At 56.7% G+C, this 16,352-nt stretch carries 16 protein-coding genes; 9 read left to right on the plus strand and 7 right to left on the minus strand.

Annotated elements, in window-relative coordinates:
• Nucleotides 1-69 precede the first annotated feature (69 nt).
• Nucleotides 70-1,014 (plus strand): NAD(P)H-binding protein, encoded by a 945-nt coding sequence (locus Q0775_RS09785; RefSeq protein WP_298859729.1) that lies wholly within the window; start codon nt 70-72, stop codon nt 1,012-1,014.
• Here Q0775_RS09785 and Q0775_RS09790 read toward each other — a convergent pair.
• Genes Q0775_RS09790 through Q0775_RS09800 form a run of 3 tightly spaced genes read right to left on the minus strand, consistent with a single transcriptional unit; the run spans nt 999 to nt 6,171 of the window.
• Nucleotides 999-2,213 (minus strand): MFS transporter, encoded by a 1,215-nt coding sequence (locus Q0775_RS09790; RefSeq protein WP_298859731.1) that lies wholly within the window; start codon nt 2,211-2,213, stop codon nt 999-1,001. The two genes, Q0775_RS09785 and Q0775_RS09790, sit on opposite strands and share 16 nt — an antisense overlap.
• Nucleotides 2,210-4,984: a [protein-PII] uridylyltransferase gene (locus tag Q0775_RS09795; RefSeq protein ID WP_298859733.1), complete on the minus strand. Its 2,775-nt coding sequence runs from the start codon at nt 4,982-4,984 to the stop codon at nt 2,210-2,212. Before Q0775_RS09795 ends, Q0775_RS09790 begins: the two co-directional genes overlap by 4 nt.
• An 8-nt stretch (nt 4,985-4,992) precedes the next feature.
• Complete coding sequence (locus Q0775_RS09800) at nt 4,993-6,171, minus strand: penicillin-binding protein activator (RefSeq protein ID WP_298859735.1); 1,179 nt, start codon at nt 6,169-6,171, stop codon at nt 4,993-4,995.
• Between the two features lie 100 nt (nt 6,172-6,271).
• On the opposite strand from Q0775_RS09800, the gene rsmI reads away from it, so the two are divergent.
• From rsmI to Q0775_RS09820, 4 genes are read left to right on the plus strand one after another with little or no spacing between them, the layout of a single operon-like run.
• Complete coding sequence (rsmI, locus tag Q0775_RS09805) at nt 6,272-7,123, plus strand: 16S rRNA (cytidine(1402)-2'-O)-methyltransferase (RefSeq protein ID WP_298860030.1); 852 nt, start codon at nt 6,272-6,274, stop codon at nt 7,121-7,123.
• A gap of 47 nt (nt 7,124-7,170) precedes the next feature.
• Complete coding sequence (locus Q0775_RS09810) at nt 7,171-7,515, plus strand: YraN family protein (RefSeq protein WP_366863391.1); 345 nt, start codon at nt 7,171-7,173, stop codon at nt 7,513-7,515.
• Nucleotides 7,516-7,571: 56 nt separating this feature from the next.
• Nucleotides 7,572-8,507 carry a glutathione synthase gene (gene gshB, locus Q0775_RS09815; protein WP_298859740.1) on the plus strand — a complete coding sequence of 312 codons (936 nt, stop codon included), beginning with the start codon at nt 7,572-7,574 and terminating at the stop codon, nt 8,505-8,507.
• Nucleotides 8,504-9,409: an alpha/beta hydrolase gene (locus Q0775_RS09820; RefSeq protein WP_298859742.1), complete on the plus strand. Its 906-nt coding sequence runs from the start codon at nt 8,504-8,506 to the stop codon at nt 9,407-9,409. The genes gshB and Q0775_RS09820 overlap by 4 nt, the downstream gene beginning before the upstream one ends.
• On the opposite strand, the gene Q0775_RS09825 is transcribed toward Q0775_RS09820, so the two are convergent.
• The 4 genes from Q0775_RS09825 to cobU all read right to left on the minus strand — a co-directional run bounded on the left by Q0775_RS09825 (nt 9,381) and on the right by cobU (nt 12,799).
• The gene (locus Q0775_RS09825; RefSeq protein ID WP_298859744.1) at nt 9,381-10,895 is read right to left on the minus strand and encodes a YifB family Mg chelatase-like AAA ATPase; all 1,515 of its coding nucleotides are present in this window, start codon (nt 10,893-10,895) and stop codon (nt 9,381-9,383) included. The two genes, Q0775_RS09820 and Q0775_RS09825, sit on opposite strands and share 29 nt — an antisense overlap.
• Nucleotides 10,896-10,960: 65 nt before the next feature.
• Nucleotides 10,961-11,638, minus strand: coding sequence for a glutathione S-transferase (locus tag Q0775_RS09830; protein ID WP_298859746.1), 678 nt, complete (start codon nt 11,636-11,638; stop codon nt 10,961-10,963).
• A gap of 58 nt (nt 11,639-11,696) precedes the next feature.
• Nucleotides 11,697-12,281 (minus strand): histidine phosphatase family protein, encoded by a 585-nt coding sequence (locus Q0775_RS09835; RefSeq protein WP_298859748.1) that lies wholly within the window; start codon nt 12,279-12,281, stop codon nt 11,697-11,699.
• The gene (cobU, locus tag Q0775_RS09840; RefSeq protein ID WP_298859750.1) at nt 12,278-12,799 is read right to left on the minus strand and encodes a bifunctional adenosylcobinamide kinase/adenosylcobinamide-phosphate guanylyltransferase; all 522 of its coding nucleotides are present in this window, start codon (nt 12,797-12,799) and stop codon (nt 12,278-12,280) included. The genes Q0775_RS09835 and cobU overlap by 4 nt, the downstream gene beginning before the upstream one ends.
• A 97-nt stretch (nt 12,800-12,896) precedes the next feature.
• On the opposite strand from cobU, the gene Q0775_RS09845 reads away from it, so the two are divergent.
• The 4 genes from Q0775_RS09845 (at nt 12,897) to dut (ending at nt 16,301) form a co-directional block, all read left to right on the plus strand.
• A complete protein-coding gene (locus Q0775_RS09845; protein WP_298859752.1) occupies nt 12,897-13,775 on the plus strand; it encodes an RNA polymerase factor sigma-32 in 879 nt (292 codons plus the stop codon).
• 23 nt (nt 13,776-13,798) lie between these two features.
• The gene (locus Q0775_RS09850; protein ID WP_298859754.1) at nt 13,799-14,581 is read left to right on the plus strand and encodes a ChaN family lipoprotein; all 783 of its coding nucleotides are present in this window, start codon (nt 13,799-13,801) and stop codon (nt 14,579-14,581) included.
• Between the two features lie 65 nt (nt 14,582-14,646).
• Entirely contained in the window at nt 14,647-15,843 is a 1,197-nt protein-coding gene (coaBC, locus tag Q0775_RS09855) for a bifunctional phosphopantothenoylcysteine decarboxylase/phosphopantothenate--cysteine ligase CoaBC (RefSeq protein WP_298859756.1), read from the plus strand.
• Nucleotides 15,840-16,301, plus strand: coding sequence for a dUTP diphosphatase (dut, locus tag Q0775_RS09860; protein WP_298859758.1), 462 nt, complete (start codon nt 15,840-15,842; stop codon nt 16,299-16,301). Before coaBC ends, dut begins: the two co-directional genes overlap by 4 nt.
• The last annotated feature ends 51 nt before the right edge of the window (nt 16,302-16,352 follow it).

Consider the following 16,352-nt stretch of genomic DNA (forward strand, 5'->3'; position numbering starts at 1 on the left):
CGCAGCCGTTGCAAATGTCTTTTGTGAGTGGTTGCGCGTGCGCGGATTTTTCCCGATGGTGCGCGGGATATGACACCTAAACGCATCTTTCTCACGGGCGCCACTGGTACGGCGGGCCGTGCTACGCTGGCAGCCTTGCAAGAGGCGGGCCACGAGGTTGTGTGTTTTACCCGCGCCGTGGCCGATTTGGATGCGGAGGTGCGTGTCGGGGACGCTGGTGATCCGATATCACTTATCCGGGACGGATTGCGTGGTGAGGCGTTTGACGCCGTCGTGTCTTGCATTGCATCGCGTACGGGCACGCCGCGCGATGCTTGGCTGGTGGATTATGGGCACAACTCGGTATTGTTGGACGCGGCAAAGGCAGCGGGCATCGTGCAGTTTGTCATGCTTTCGGCCATTTGTGTGCAAAAGCCGCTTTTGGAATTTCAGCATGCCAAGCTGGCGTTTGAAGCGGAGTTAATGGCTTCAGGGCTGACCTACTCCATTGTGCGGCCAACAGCGTTTTTCAAATCGCTGTCGGGCCAATTGGACCGTATGCGGGCGGGTAAGCCGTTTTTGGTGTTTGGGGATGGTAAGTTGACGGCGTGCAAGCCGATCAGCGACCGAGATTTAGGGGCGTTTATTGCAAGCTGTGTGGGCAATCCCGAGCGCGCCAATCAGGTGTTGCCCATTGGTGGCCCTGGCCCTGCGATTACGCCGATGGATCAGGCCGAGGCGCTGTTTGCGCTGCTGGGGAAACCTGTGCGTGTAAAGCGGGTGCCTGTAGCGATGATGGATGCCATTCGCAGTGTGCTGCGCGTTTTGGGGAAGGTCAGCCCCAAGATGGCGGATAAGGCCGAGTTGGTTGGCATCGGGCGCTATTATGCAACGGAATCAATGCTGGTTTGGGATGGCACCCGCTATGATGCGGATGCTACGCCCGAAACAGGTACGGACACCCTGTTTGAGTTTTACGCGACATTGCTTTCAGAGGGCCGCAGTGTTGCGCTGGGCGATCATTCGGTTTTCTGAGGCGGCGCGATCTGGACCCACCGTGCTGTGACTGCGAGAGCGGCAATGCAGATCAGTCCGCCAACGGTGTACCAGCCAAGGATGCGCTGAAGATCATCCGCTGGCAATAACCCTGCATCACTCGCGGTCGTCGCGGCAAGGATGAGAGTTCCAGCGAAGAGCACTTTTCCACCGAGGCTTTTGAGCGACAGATAAGTCGCGCGGGTGCCGTCCTCCAGCAAGGGTTGGATGCGGGCGAGGATGAAGGGGTTGGCGAGCGAGTCTGGCACAATGCGCAATAGCAGCACGCCGATGATCAGCGTGGAGGTGCTGGTAGCGAGTGCGCCGATGAGTGCGATTTGCAGGCCGAAGGCGCAGAGCAGCAGTAGCGGCAGGCCCAACGCGTGGCGCAATCGCAGAGCGGCCAAGGAGGCAAGTACAGAGGTCAGCATCATCGCGCTTGTGATGGCTCCGCTGACCAGCGGAGCATCGGCGGCAAGGCCCCATCCCTCAAGTGCTGTGAGGATGAAGGGCTGACCAAAGACAAAGGGTAGGTGGCTGAATCCGTACATCAAAACCGAGAGAGTGAAGAGCCATGCTAGGACGGGATGTAAGAGGGCAGTTTTGAGTGTGGCAAGCTGGCCGCGCAGCGCCTCCATCGCTTTGCGCGGCGGCTCGGACATGGCAAACACCAAGAGAGCGGCGATGGCGAATGCAAGCGCTGTGGCAAAGAAAGGCAAGCTGTCTGACCACATGCTCATCGCGCCGCCAAAGATCGCGGAGAGGGCGAAGCCTACCAGCGAGAAACGCCATGCGCGGACTTCTTGTTCTTCGACTTCATCGGCGCGGCCTGCGGCCTCCAGCGACTCGTATAGTAGGGAAGAATCGGTTCCAGATTTGAAGGCGGAGCCAGCGCCGAGGAGTGCTTGGCCCAAAGCGAAAAGGGCAAAGCTGCCGCTTAAGGCAAGCACGAGGCAACCTAGTAGGGAGCAGAGCGTAGACAGCAGAAGCGTAAACCGGCGGCCGATGCGGTCTGAGAAATAGCCGGAGGGTACTTCGAGGACCGTGACGGAGATATCGTAGACGGAATAGAGGATGATCGCCTCTGCGCCTGACAAGTTGCTCTGAAAATAAAGGAACCAGACCGCTTGCCAGAACAGCAGGGAATTGAGGAATTGAAACCACGGGATCAGCGCAATGGTGCGCGTGGCACTTATCAACTGTCGGCGCGGGCAACCCCTTCGAGAATCGCCTCGCGAAGACGCTTTTCAAGCGTGCGCTGTTTGCTTTCGGAATAGTATTTTAGGCCAAACATATCCTTCACATAGAAGGTATCGACGACCTGCTCCCCGTAGGTCGCAATCACGGCATTGGCGACATAGACATTGGCCGCCGCAAGAGTGCGTGCGAGATCATAGAGAAGGCCGGGACGATCGCGGGTGTCCACTTCGATGATCGTATAAATCTCGGAGCCGTCATTGTCGAAAGTGATAGAAGTCGGCACGCGGAACGCTTTTTCGCGCTTTTTTACCTTATCGCGGGACTTTAGCGCATCGCGGGCGATCACTTCACCCCTCAGAGTCTTCTCGATCATCTGGCGCAGGCGGGGCAGTTTTGAGGCCTCATAGGCGTTGCCCTCACTGTCCTGAATCCAAAACGCATCGGTGATATAGCCGTCTTTGGTTGTATAGCTGCGGGCATCCACCACGTTGGCACCAACCAGTGCCAGGGCACCGGCAAGGCGGCTAAAGATGCCGTGGTGATCAGGCATGACAAAACAGGCACGCGTCGCGTCGCGGTCCTCGTCGGGGTGCAGATCAATCTGGACCACATCAGGATCCACATCGCGCAGCAGTTTCGCAAAAACGACATGGGCAGTCACATGCAGACCCTGCCAATAAGGGTCATAATGGCGCCCTGTCTCGATCTGGAGGGCCTTCTTGGGCCAGTCAGGTAATGCCTCGCGCAGGGCCTTCTTCGCCTCTGCACCTCTGTTCTGGCGGTTGAGGTCTTCAAGGCCGGTTTCCAGCGCACGCTCGGTCTGGCGGTAGAGGGCGCGGATCAGTACGGCCTTCCAGTTGTTCCATGTGTCAGGACCGACGCCGCGAATATCACAAACCGTCAGGACGCATAACAGGTCAAGGCGCTTCACGGTCTGGACGGCTTTGGCAAAGTCGCGGACAGTGCGCGGGTCGGAGATATCACGCTTTTGCGCCATATCAGACATCAGCAGGTGATAGCGCACAAGCCATTCGACGGTATCGACTTCGTCTTGTTTGAGGCCGAGGCGCGGCGCCACTTTTCGCACGATCTGAGCCCCGAGGATGGAGTGGTCTTCGGACCTGCCTTTGCCGATATCATGCAGCAACAGAGCCACATAAAGCACTTTGCGGTTCACACCACGGTTCAGGATAGAAGAGGCCACGGGCAACTCTTCTTCCAACTCGTTCTTCTCAATACGGGCGAGGTTGGCAATGGTCTGGATGATATGCTCGTCCACAGTATAGCTGTGATACATATTGAACTGCATCATCGCCACGATCGGCTCAAACTCGGGGATAAACGCTGCAAGCATGCCCAACTCGTTCATGCGGCGCAGGGCACGCTCGGGGTTGCCATGTTTGAGCAGCAGATCAAGGAAAATGCGCTGGGCTTCGGGATTGGTCCGAACGGTGTCGGTGATCAGGTGCAGGTTCGCTTTGACCGTTCGCATAGCGTCGGGATGGATGAGCATGCCCGTACGCAGCGCTTCTTCAAACAGCCGCAGCATGTTCAGCGGATCGCTCAGAAATGCGGCTTCGTCTGCAATCGCGATCCGGTTGTGGACAACCCGATAACCCTCTTTGATCTTTGGCTTGCGGCGGAACCAGCGCTCCAGCAGCGGCTCGGACTTTACATGCATGTCCTCAAGTTTGGTCAGAAAGATGCGCGTAAGATCCCCTACTACGGTGGCGTGGCGGAAATAGGCCTGCATAAAGACTTCGACAGCGCGGCGGCCGTTTTGATCCTCGTATTGCATTGCTTCGGCCACACTCACTTGCATGTCAAAAGTGAGCTGTTCGGTGGCTCGTTTTGTTAGCAGGTGCAGGTGTCCGCGCACGGCCCAAAGGAAGTTTTCAGCGGCTTTGAAGGTCTCGTATTCCTCTGCGCGGAACACACCAGCGGCGACGAGATCAGCGGAATGTTCTACGCCGTGAATGTATTTCGCGATCCAGAATAGAGATTGAAGGTCGCGTAGCCCGCCTTTGCCCTCTTTGACGTTCGGCTCGACCACATATCGCTGGCCTTGTTTGAGGTGGCGGCTGTCACGCTCCTCCAGCTTTGCCTCAATGAACGCTTGACCAGAGCCAGAGAAGAGGTCGCGTTTGAGGGTTTCATCCAGTTGCTCGGCCAGATCGGTGTCGCCGCAGACATATCGGTGCTCCAGCAGAGCGGTCTGGATGGTGTAATCTTCTGTCGCCAGCTGCACGCAGTCCGTTATCGTGCGGGTTGCATGCCCGACCTTCAGCTTTAGGTCCCACAGGATATATAGCATCGCCTCGATGATGGTGTTCGTCCATTTGGTGCTCGTATTTGGCACCAAAAACAGAAGGTCTACGTCCGAGAAGGGGGCCATCTCTCCACGGCCATAGCCGCCAACACCGATCACGCTGAGTACGGGTGCTTTCTTTGGGGCTGGATGGAGGTGCTGTGTGGTGACGAAAAGCGCCGATTTTACCATGCCGTCCGTCAGATAAGTATAGGAGGCGGTCATCGCTGCCGCATCAAATGGCGCTGCAGAAAAAGCAGATGCAATTGCCGCGCGCCCGTTGGCTTGTGCGGCTTTCAAAATTTCAATGGTTTCGGAGCGCAGGTCTGCAGGGGTTGCAGCGCGTTCTGCGGCCTCGGCAATCTGTGCGTCGATTGCGAGGTGGTTATAGATCTCGTTGGGTGATGCACTCAGACGCGGCGCAAGGGCGGCGTCTGAGTTTGGTTGGTCCGTGCTGTTCACTGGCGCACTCAGAAGCCTGCGCCGCCGAACGCCTTGGGTGCAGCTTCGAGTAGGACTACCTGATTGTTGCGCACCGTAGCGACAGCAAGGCCACGCTCGTTTGTGCCGTCTTTGAGCAGGCGGAAGATACCGTTTGCACCACGGAAACCGGCACCTTGGGTCAGTGCGGACGCTGTCAGTGCATTGCCCTTTTTACTTTTCACAAGTGAGCCAATGGCGGCGATACCGTCAAAGGCGAGACCTGCAATGTCCAAGGGACGCTCGCCGTAGGTCGCGTTATAACGTGCAGCGAAGGCCGCGCTTGCGCCTGGGTCAGGAAGAGCGAACCAGCCACCTTGGATGCCCGGAATGGCGAGCGTCTGTGCTGGGATATCCCAACGCGACAGGCCAACAAATTGTGTTGTGTTATTTTTGATGCCTGAGGCGGGTAGCAAGTCACCCAAAAGAGGCAAAGCCGTTGAGGAGTTCGCCGTCATGAACAGTGCGTTTGCGCCTGTGCTGTCGATGGCAGCTTTTACACGAGGGATTGCTGCGCGTACGGCCTCTTGGCTAAGCGCATACTCGATATCACCTGACATGGTGGCACCGTTTGCTGCGATTGCCCGCTGGATTGCGTTCCGCCCTAACTGACCGCCGATGTTGTTCGCATGAAGCACGACAATCTTGTCTTTGCCCGTGCGCTTTGCATAGCGGACCAAGCGGTTGGCGGTGGTGTCAAATGTTGGTCCAAGCACAAAGACGTTTCCGCCAGCGATTGTTGTATTATTGGAGAAGGACAGGACGTTCACACCAGATTCAGCAACAGCAACGCCTGCTGCATTTGCGGCTTCACCATAGACAGGTCCAAGAATAATCTTCGCGCCTTCTGCCACAGCCTGAGAAGCTGCTGTTGCGGCATTGGATGCTTTTCCTGCCGTGCCATATACCCGCAGATTGATCTTCACACCTTCAAGGTCGCGGATGGCAAGGCGTGCTGCGTTCTCGAGGTTCTTGGCCAGAAGATCGTCGGAGGCTGTGCCCCCACGCGGAACCAAAAGTGCAACAGCGATCGGCTCATTCGGGTCAATCTTGGGACCACCACCAAGGCCACCCAGCATCGCAGGATCACAGGCTGACAACATCATTGCAAAGATTGGCAGCATTAGCATCCGGATCGGCTTTCGGATGGTGCGCAGAATGGCAAACATGGTAACGGTACTCCCCAGTCAAAGGCGCAGGTACGGTCCTGCGCTGTCATTCCGGCAATCATATCGTGTCCAAGGAGCGGGTCCAGCGTTGAATATTAATATGCAGAAGTTAGCGCCCGGAATCACCTTTGTAGGTGTTCCGATAGGCACAGCACGCGACATAACCTTGCGTGCATTAGACGTGTTGGCGAGTGCCGATATGCTGGTGGCAGAGGATACCAGAAGCCTTCTTAAGCTCATGGATATTCACGGAATTTCACTCGATGGGCGTAAGATATCCGCCTTGCATGATCACTCCCCTGCAGGGGCGGTGGAGCGCCTCATCACGGCCGCGCAAGGGGGAAAATCCATCGCTTATGCCTCTGAGGCAGGGATGCCACTTATTGCCGATCCGGGGTTTGAGCTTTCGCGGGCCGCCGCAGCCGCAGGCGTGGCCGTAACTTGCGCGCCTGGGCCTTCTGCGGTGCTTACAGCCCTTACATTGGGAGGTTTGCCGACTGATGCGTTCAATTTTACCGGATTTCTACCAAGTACAAAAGCGGCAAGGCTAACTGCGCTGGAAGGGCTGCGCGATGTACGTGCCACTTTGGTATTTTACGAATCGGCGCGGCGCGTCGGAGTGATGCTCAAGGACGTACAAACCGCCTTAGGAGGGGAGAGACGTGTAGCAGTGTGCCGCGAACTTACCAAAAAGTTTGAGGAAATTAGGCGCGGAACAGCCGCTGAATTGGCCGAATACTACGCTGAAAACAAAACCAAGGGCGAAATTGTCGTATTGGTGGATCGGGGCGATTTAGAAACAATTAACTCGGATGATTTAGAAGTGGCGCTGAAGGCTGCCTTGGAAGAGTTATCGATGCGAGACGCTGTGGACTTGGTCGCGAAGGCCCACGCGTTACCGCGCAGACAGGTGTATCAGGCAGCGTTGGAGCTTAGCTCAAACAAGGACTGAAGCCGATGATGAAAGAGATCACGCAAAGACGCACTCAACGAGGGAGTATGTCGTATCATGCGGGCCTTGCTGCCGAGGGGCAGATCGCACAGGACTATGCACGGCGTGGTTTTGCGGTGGCGCGGCAACGCTGGCGCGGCAAATCAGGGGAGATTGACTTGATAGTTCAAAATGGCGATGGACTGATTTTTATAGAAGTAAAGCAGAGCCGGAATTTTGACCGTGCCGCCGCTGCTGTGAGTAGTGCGCAAATTCGTCGACTGTATCGCTGTGCTGAGGAATATCTGGATACGCAGCCTAACGGGAACCTTACGGATGTCCGTTTTGATGTGGCATTGGTGAACGGGCACGGTGAAACGAAGATTATAGAAAACGCTTTTGGTCACTGCTGAGGATTGCGTAGCGCCGCTTGCTTTGTCATCAAGATGACAACAGTAAGGATAAAGTTATGAAAATCGCCTTTCAAATGGACCCCATCGGGGACGTCAACATCGATGCAGACAGCAGTTTCCGCCTCGCCGAAGAAGCACAAGCGCGGGGTCATACCCTTTTTTTCTACACACCTGATCACTTGTCCTATCAGGAGGGACGGATAACCGCCCGCGGTCAAGATATGAAGGTGCAGCGCGTAGCAGGCGATCCCGCGAGATTGGGAGAGATGCGTGAAGTTGATCTGAGCGAATTCGACGTGGTCTGGCTTCGGCAGGACCCGCCCTTTGATATGCATTACATTACGTCCACTCATCTTCTTGACCGGATTTCCGAGACGACACTTGTGGTGAACGATCCATTCTGGGTGCGGAATTTTCCGGAAAAACTGTTAGTGCTGGATTTCCCCGACCTCACGCCACCGACGACCATCGCCCATGACCTTGAGACGATCAAAGCGTTTAAGGAAAAACACGGCGATGTGATTCTTAAACCGCTCTACGGCAATGGCGGCGCTGGCGTCTTCAAACTCACGCGGGACGACCGCAACCTTAGTTCGTTACACGAATTATTCACGAGCTTCTCGCGAGAGCCATTGATTGTGCAAAAATTCCTACCCGACGTGGCCAAGGGCGATAAACGCGTCATTCTGGTCGATGGGGAGCCTGTTGGCGCGATTAACCGCGTCCCGGCGGAAGGGGAAACGCGTTCAAACATGCATGTCGGAGGGCGTCCGGAGAAGGTAGGCCTCACGGAGCGTGATCTGGAGATTTGCGCCAGAATCGGTGGTGTTTTGAAGGAAAGAGGACAGATTTTTGTCGGGATCGATGTGATCGGGGATTATCTGACCGAGATAAATGTAACCTCACCCACCGGCATTCAGGAGCTGGAGCGATTTGATGGCGTTAATATCGCAGGCAAGATCTGGGATGTGATTGAAGCCAAGCGCGCATGAGCATATTGCGCCGTCCGCTGAATTTTTGGCTGCGCACGATTGAGAAGCCGCGCATGCGCAACGGCAGCGTAGCGACGTTGCGGCGGGCACTTCGCGTGCAATCGCGCCTGTTCTTTCATCCGCCGCGCGGCACGAAAAGCAGCTGGCGGGAGTACGGAGGCATCCGATGTTTGACGCTCTTCCCGCGCGGTGTGCGGCAGGGCCGCGTGTTATTCTACATTCACGGGGGCGGTTTCGTCTTTGGCAGTCCAGACACGCACAGTGCAATGGCTGCAACGTTGGCTCAAAAACTCGGGGCGTGGGCAGTACTACCGCGCTACAGACTTGCGCCCGAATCGTCTTTTCCTGCTGCACCCGATGATGTGCGCCAAGCATGGGATGGGCTTATAGCAAGTGGCGTATCGCCAGCGAATATTGTCGTGGGCGGGGACAGTGCAGGGGGTGCATTGGCGTTAGGCCTGATTTCAGCGCTTTGTGCTGAAGGAGCGGAAGTGCCCAGTGCGATGTTCGCTTTTTCGCCGTTGACGGATCTTACATTTAGCGGAGCAAGTATTAGAACGAACGCTGAAGTCGAAGCTGTTCTAGCAGCGGAGCGTGGCGCCGAGATGGTAGGCATGTACCTGAACGGTCGCAAAGGTGCCGATCCAGAGATAAGCCCGCTATACGCAAGCTTTCAGGGCGGCCCACCTGTTTGGATCACAGTAGGCGATACCGAAATTCTGCTAGATGACGGGCGCAGAATGATAGAAAAGTTGCAGCATGACAAAGTGGAGGCGACGCTGGTTATCGCGGATGACCTGCCGCATGTTTGGCCGATTTTTCATAATATCCTGCCCGAAGCGCGCGAAACCCTGAACGCGTTAGCATCATGGATCAAGCAACAGCAGAACTGGGCAGTCTAAAGCTTACGGCTTCTGCGATATGGGGTCTGCGTACATCTGCGGACCCGTCTAGGTCGGCGATCGTTCGGGCAACGCGCAGGACACGGTGGTAGCCCCGTGCAGACAGATGAAACCGATCTGCCGCACGCATCAACAAATCACGGCCCTCCGCATCTGGTGCTGTGACTTGTGTAAGGATATCCCCCTCTGCGTCTGCGTTACACAGCATTTCGGGGCTTGCCGCATAGCGTGCCATTTGGATGTCGCGGGCTTGCGCCACGCGCTGAGCCACCTCGGCAGAGCTGTCGCCCGACGACGGGAGGTCAAGGTCGGTGTATGCTACCGGAGGCACATCCACACGCATGTCAAAACGGTCCATGAGCGGACCTGAAATGCGGCCCATATAGTCTTCACCACAGTGAGGAACTTTTGCGCAAGCGCGCGCAGGATCGGTGAGATAGCCGCACTTGCACGGGTTTGCCGCAGCAACCAGCATGAAGCGGCAAGGGTATTTTACATGGGCATTGGCGCGGCTGATCATGACTTCACCCGTCTCAATGGGCTGGCGCAGCGTTTCTAAGACATTGCGGGCAAATTCGGGAAACTCGTCCATGAACAGCACGCCATTGTGGGCCAAACTAACCTCACCGGGTTTCGCGTTTCGTCCGCCGCCGATGATTGCAGCCATCGACGCGGTATGATGCGGCTCACGAAAAGGGCGCGCGCGCGAAATGCCGCCTTCATCCAGCAGCCCCGCAAGGGAATGGATCATCGAGGTGTCAAGCGCTTCTGATGCAGACAACGGTGGCAGGATGCTTGGCAATCGCGCAGCGAGCATGGACTTTCCGGATCCCGGTGTGCCAACCATCATGAGATGATGCCGTCCTGCTGCGGCGATTTCCAGCGCGCGTTTCGCACGCTCTTGACCTTTCACCTCGCGCAGATCGCGGCAGTGGCTCATCATGGCCACTTCACCTGGTTCGGCCGGAGAAAGGGGCACTTGCCCCGTATAGTGACGCACCACATCGCCCAAGGAGCGCGCGGCAATGACCTGACAGGCATTGACCCATGCAGCTTCGGCGCCGGATGCATGGGAACACAGCAGACTGCGGTTTTCCTGCGCTGCAGCAACGGCGGCAGGCAACGCGCCAACAACAGGAACAAGCGATCCATCCAAAGACAACTCACCCAGAGCAACGACACCCTCAACAACATCAGATGGCAGGATGTCGAGAGCGGCTAGTAGAGCAAGAGCGATAGGCAGGTCAAAGTGGCTGCCCTCTTTCGGCAGGTCCGCCGGGCTGAGATTGATAGTGATCCGCTTGGAGGGAAGCGCGATCGCCATTGATGTCAGCGCCGTGCGGACACGGTCCCGCGCCTCTGACACGGCTTTATCCGGCAGACCGACAATCGAAAAGGCGGGCAGACCTGGTGTAACGGCGCATTGTACTTCAACAATCCGCGCTTCAACACCTTGGAATGCAACGCTGTAGGCGCGTGCGACCATTCTTCCACTCCGTCCTTACCCAGTGGTTAACGGTACCGGAGGGAGTCTTTAGGAATGGTTAACGCTTAGAAAGGCCAAGGGTCCCTGCGACCCACAGGAGGATAGGGAAAGGGATCATACGTTTCCCTCAGTCCTTCGGCACGCCAGTGCTGAAACGCAGGATCGGTGAGGGTGGTCTTGCAATAGGCGCGAGCGGTGTCTGACACAGGCAGATTATAACCGACTATTCGCGCACAAACAGGCGCATAAAACGCATCCGCAAGGGAATATGCTCCAAACAGCCACGGACCATCAGCGGCTTTTTCACGCGCAAAAGCCCAGAGCGTTTCAATCCGCGTGAGGTCGGATTTGACGGCATCCGAGGGGGCGAAATCAGCATCGACATGGGCCAGCTGCATGGAGCAATCGCCGCGCAATGCATCAAAGCCGCCCACCATTTCAGCGGATAGCCAGCGGGCGCGGATACGCGCTGCAGGATCGTTGGGCCACATTGCAATATCTGGATGTCGTTCTGCCAATGTTTCAGCCATGGCGATGCTTTCTCCAACGACATCACCCTCGGGGGTTCGCATCGCCGGCACAAGGCGTGCAGGCGCAAGTGCGGCCATATCCTCTGCCATTGTGCCACCATAAAGCCCGACCAGATGTTCGCGATAGGGCAAGTTGAATTTATGCAGCATTAACCAGCCGCGCAAAGACCAGCTTGAAAACGTGCGGTCGCCAATAAAGAGTTCATATGTCATTATTTATCCTTAGCCGCATGTTTCTGAGTGGACAAATTCATTCGAGTGCGCTGCTCCATCACGGAAGGTGATTGATCCGGTGCACGTCCCATTGTTCCTCGCCGTGATGTTGAACGGTAGTGACAGAGATATTGTCGATTTTATGGGCCATCGCCTCGTAGGCTGATACATCCAAAGCGCGTTGAACCTGCGTAAGGATGACTCCAAAATGTGCGACTGCAATGATATGTGCACCGCGATGCGCAGCGTTTAATCGGTCGACGACTGCACTCACGCGGAACATCGTTTGATTCCAGCTTTCGCCGTCTGGCGCTTGAATATCTCCTGGTTTTTCCCAAAAATCACGGCTCAGTTGTGGATCGCGTTCCGCAACCGCATCAAATCGCATTCCGTCCCAAACGCCAAAATCCATCTCGCGCAGGTCAGGTTCATGCGGCAAGCGGCGATGGGCGGGCAGGGTCAGAACATCAGCGGTCGTGACCGAGCGGATAAGATCGGAGGAGACGATCACCGCCTCGTCAGGCAAATGAGCCCGAACGCGGTCGATCAAAGCTGTATCTGTCAAATCGGCAGGTACATCGCGCCAACCAACAAAAGATTTCTCATGCGTCGGCCCGTGCCGGACCCAGTGCCATGTGGTCATGGAAATGTCCCCTTGAGAAGTTGTGGCAAGCCAGCAATCACCATTACGGCCAGATCGGCCTCCCGCGCCAGCGCGATGTTCAGCCGCCCTTGAGCTTCACGGAACTGGCGGGCGAGTCTGTTGTCGGGCACGATGCCATGACCGACTTCGTTGGAGACAATAACCCACGGTGCCGAACATTCGCGCAGCGCAACCAGCAAGGTGTCCGTAGCCTTAGCGAGATTTGCCTCCTCCATCATTAGATTGCTTAACCACATGGTCGCGCAATCAATGAGAACGGGAGTATCGGGAGAGAGTTTTGCAAGGGCCGGCCCAAGGTCAAGCGGCTCTTCCACCGTTGTCCAACGAGTATCGCGACGCTCTTTGTGCACTTTGACGCGTAATTTAATTTCGGCGTCTTCGATTTTGCCTGTCGCGAGGTATACACTGTTCAAGTCACTGGAAAGTATAAAGGTTTCTGCCCATTCAGATTTCCCTGATGCAGCTCCGCCTAGAATGAATGTCCCGCGTGGCAACATTATTTGAAACCTTTTGTGAACCAAAGTGCACTTTGGTGCGTAATCTTACCAAAGCGTCACCAAAGAGTGACTACACACACTAAGGGAGCCGGAACAGATGGCAATGGGTACTGCGCAGGACTTTTCACTGACCCGCACCGCGATGAAAGCGGAGCTTTTGGACGCCGAGACCGAGTTGAAACTGGCATATGCGTGGCGCGACGAGCGCTGCGAGGCATCGTTGCACCGTCTGATCACAGCTTACATGCGTTTAGCCATTTCAATGGCATCGAAGTTTAAACGCTACGGCGCTCCCATGAATGACCTGATCCAGGAAGCCGGCCTCGGCCTCATGAAAGCAGCCGACAAATTTGACCCTGACCGCGGGGTACGCTTTTCAACTTATGCAGTCTGGTGGATCAAAGCGTCCATCCAGGATCACGTGATGCGCAACTGGTCTATGGTGAGAACTGGCTCCACTTCTTCCCAAAAGTCCCTGTTTTTCAACATGCGCCGGGTTCAGGCGCGACTTGAGCGTGAGGCAGCATCGGCAGGAGAAGAGCTTGATCGTCATCAGCTGCGCCAGATGATTTCAACGGAGATAGGCGTGCCCTTGCATGATGTGGAAATGATGGAGGGGCGTCTTTCCGGCTCCGACTACTCTCTGAACGCCACACAATCGGCAGAAGATGAAGGCCGCGAGTGGATCGACGCACTTGAGGACGATAGTGCGCAAGCCGCCGAGAATGTAGAGCATAGCCATGACACTCAGCAGCTGCGGGCTTGGTTGGTAACCTCCATGTCCGCCTTGAATGAACGTGAGCAGTTCATCGTGCGGGAGCGTAAGCTGCGCGACACACCCCGCACTCTTGAGAGCCTCGGCCAAGAGCTGAGCCTGAGCAAAGAACGCGTGCGCCAGTTGGAGGCCGCAGCCTTCCAGAAAATGCGCAAGTCGCTAGAGATGCAGTCCCAAGAAGTGTTTCACTTTCTGAACTGATGAGGCATTTTTCTCCTAAGAAAATGTGCACGAGCGCGGCTGTCTTGGCCGCGCTTTTTGCATCTGCTGTTCGTGCTGAGATCCCGCAAGAAGCGCGGGATGCGCAATTCGTTGTGCTGGGTGAACAGCATGACAATCCTGCACATCATACACGCCAAGCGGAATGGGTCGCCGCGCTGAACCCTAAAGCGCTTGTGTTCGAGATGCTCACGCCCGAGCAGGGAAAGAAGGCGCACGGCGCGTGGAGCAATCAGGCAGAGCTGGACGCGCTGATTGGTTGGTCAGAAACTGCGTGGCCGTCTTTTGAAATGTATTATCCGATTTTTGCCGCCGCGCCCGAAGCCATCATTTACGGCGCTGGCCTCACGAGATCCGATTTGGAGGGCTTACTGGAGCGCCCTTTAGGGGAGTACAGGATTGCTGCAAAATTCGGATTTGAACGTCCAGTGGATAAGGCAGAGCAAACCGCCCGCGAAACGCTCCAAGCCGAAGCCCATTGCAGCGCACTGCCCGAAGACCTGCTGCCGATGATGGTCGATGCCCAGCGGTTTCGTGATATTTGGCTGGCCGATGCAGCACTGCGGGCGCTGGAGCGGACGGGCGGGCCTGTTGTGATTGTAACGGGCAACGGCCACGCCCGCACCGATTGGGGCATGCCTGCATTGGTCGCCTATGCCGCGCCTGAGATCACAGTTTTTACGCTGGCACAGGGTGAGGACGGGTCAGATGTAGGGGGCGGCTTTTCCCTGACATTGGATGCCCCCGCGCCGGAACGGGGTGATCCGTGTGATGCCTTCGCCCAGTAGGGTCTGGCGCTGCGGTGGCCTGCGGCCTATGTTGAGCCTGAATTTACGGGTCCAAGGGGCGCAATATGCTGAGCGGCAAACATATTCTTCTGATCATTGGCGGCGGAATTGCTGCGTTTAAATCGCTCGATCTGATCCGCCGTCTGCGGGAGCGGGGTGCGACTGTCACGCCTGTCCTGACCCGCGCGGGAGAAGAGTTTGTGACGCCGCTGTCCGTCTCCGCCTTGGCGGGGCGCAAAGTACACCGTGATCTGTTTGATTTGGATGATGAGGCCGAGATGGGCCATATCCAGCTAAGCCGCGTTGCCGATCTTGTCGTGGTTGCTCCTGCGACTGCAGACCTGATGGCAAAGATGGCGAATGGCTTGGCCAATGATCTGGCTTCGACGTTGTTGCTCGCGACCGATACCCCTGTGACGATCGTGCCTGCAATGAATGTTCGCATGTGGGAGCATGCTGCGACCCAACGCAATTTGGCGGCGCTAAAGGGGGACGGCATCACGATAGTAGGCCCTAACAAAGGCGATATGGCCTGTGGTGAACATGGGCCGGGCCGCATGTCGGAGCCGATGGAGATTGTTGCTGCCATTGAGGCCGCATTGTCGAACGGTCCGCTCAAGGGGCGGCGCATCCTTGTGACCTCTGGCCCGACGCATGAGCCGATTGATCCTGTGCGCTATATTGCGAACCGCTCGTCGGGGGCGCAAGGTACGGCATTGGCGCGTGCACTGGCGGCGCTGGGCGCGGAAGTGGTGTTTGTAACAGGTCCTGCGGATGTACCGCCCCCTGACGGCGTAGAGGTGGTGGCCGTGCAAACTGCGCAGCAGATGAAAGAGGCGGTTGATGCGACACTTCCCGTTGATGCTGCGGTGTTTGCCGCTGCAGTAGCGGATTGGCGTGTGACTTCCGCCACCGATCGGAAGTTGAAAAAGACCAAGGACGGTTTGCCCGTTTTGGAATTTGCCGAGAACCCTGACATCTTGCATGACGTGAGCCAGATGAAAAAGGGCCGGCCGCCTCTGGTGATCGGCTTTGCCGCCGAAACGAATGATGTGATTGAGAATGCTACGGCAAAACGGCTGCGCAAAGGCTGTGACTGGATTGTGGCCAACGATGTCTCGCCCGAGACTGGGATCATGGGCGGAGCGGAGAATGCCGTGACCCTTATCAGCGATGCGGGGTCTGAAGCATGGCCGCGCATGGGCAAGGATGAAGTGGCGCAAAAGCTCGCTGTGCGTATTGCGGATGCCATAAACCGATGAATGGCGTCGATATCCGCATGATGTGGGAGCCGTATGCTGACACGACACTGGGCTTGCCTCGCTATGAAACGCTAGGTGCTGCGGGAGCGGATCTGCGGGCGAATTTAGAAGGTCGGGCGGCAATAATCCTTGCAGCGCGGGCGCGAACCCTAGTGCCTACAGGTTTGCGTCTCGCCATTCCCGAAGGTTATGAAGTCCAGATCAGGCCGCGCTCCGGATTGGCGCTTAAATACGGGATCACACTGCCCAATAGTCCTGGCACCATCGATGCAGATTATCGCGGGCCGTTGGGTGTGATCATGATGAACCAAGGCGACGCACCCTTTATCATCGAACACGGCATGCGGATCGCACAGATGGTTGTCGCACCTGTCATCCAAGCTAGGTTTATTCCTGTAAACGAGCTTGACGAGACGGCGCGTGGCGCTGGCGGTTTTGGCTCTACCGGAACGGAGTGACCGAGTGCTGGTACTGATTTTAGCGGGTGTGATCTGGGGTGTGGGCGCTGC

Origin of the sequence: uncultured Sulfitobacter sp., from assembly GCF_947499945.1 — a bacterium.
Taxonomy (GTDB): domain Bacteria; phylum Pseudomonadota; class Alphaproteobacteria; order Rhodobacterales; family Rhodobacteraceae; genus Sulfitobacter.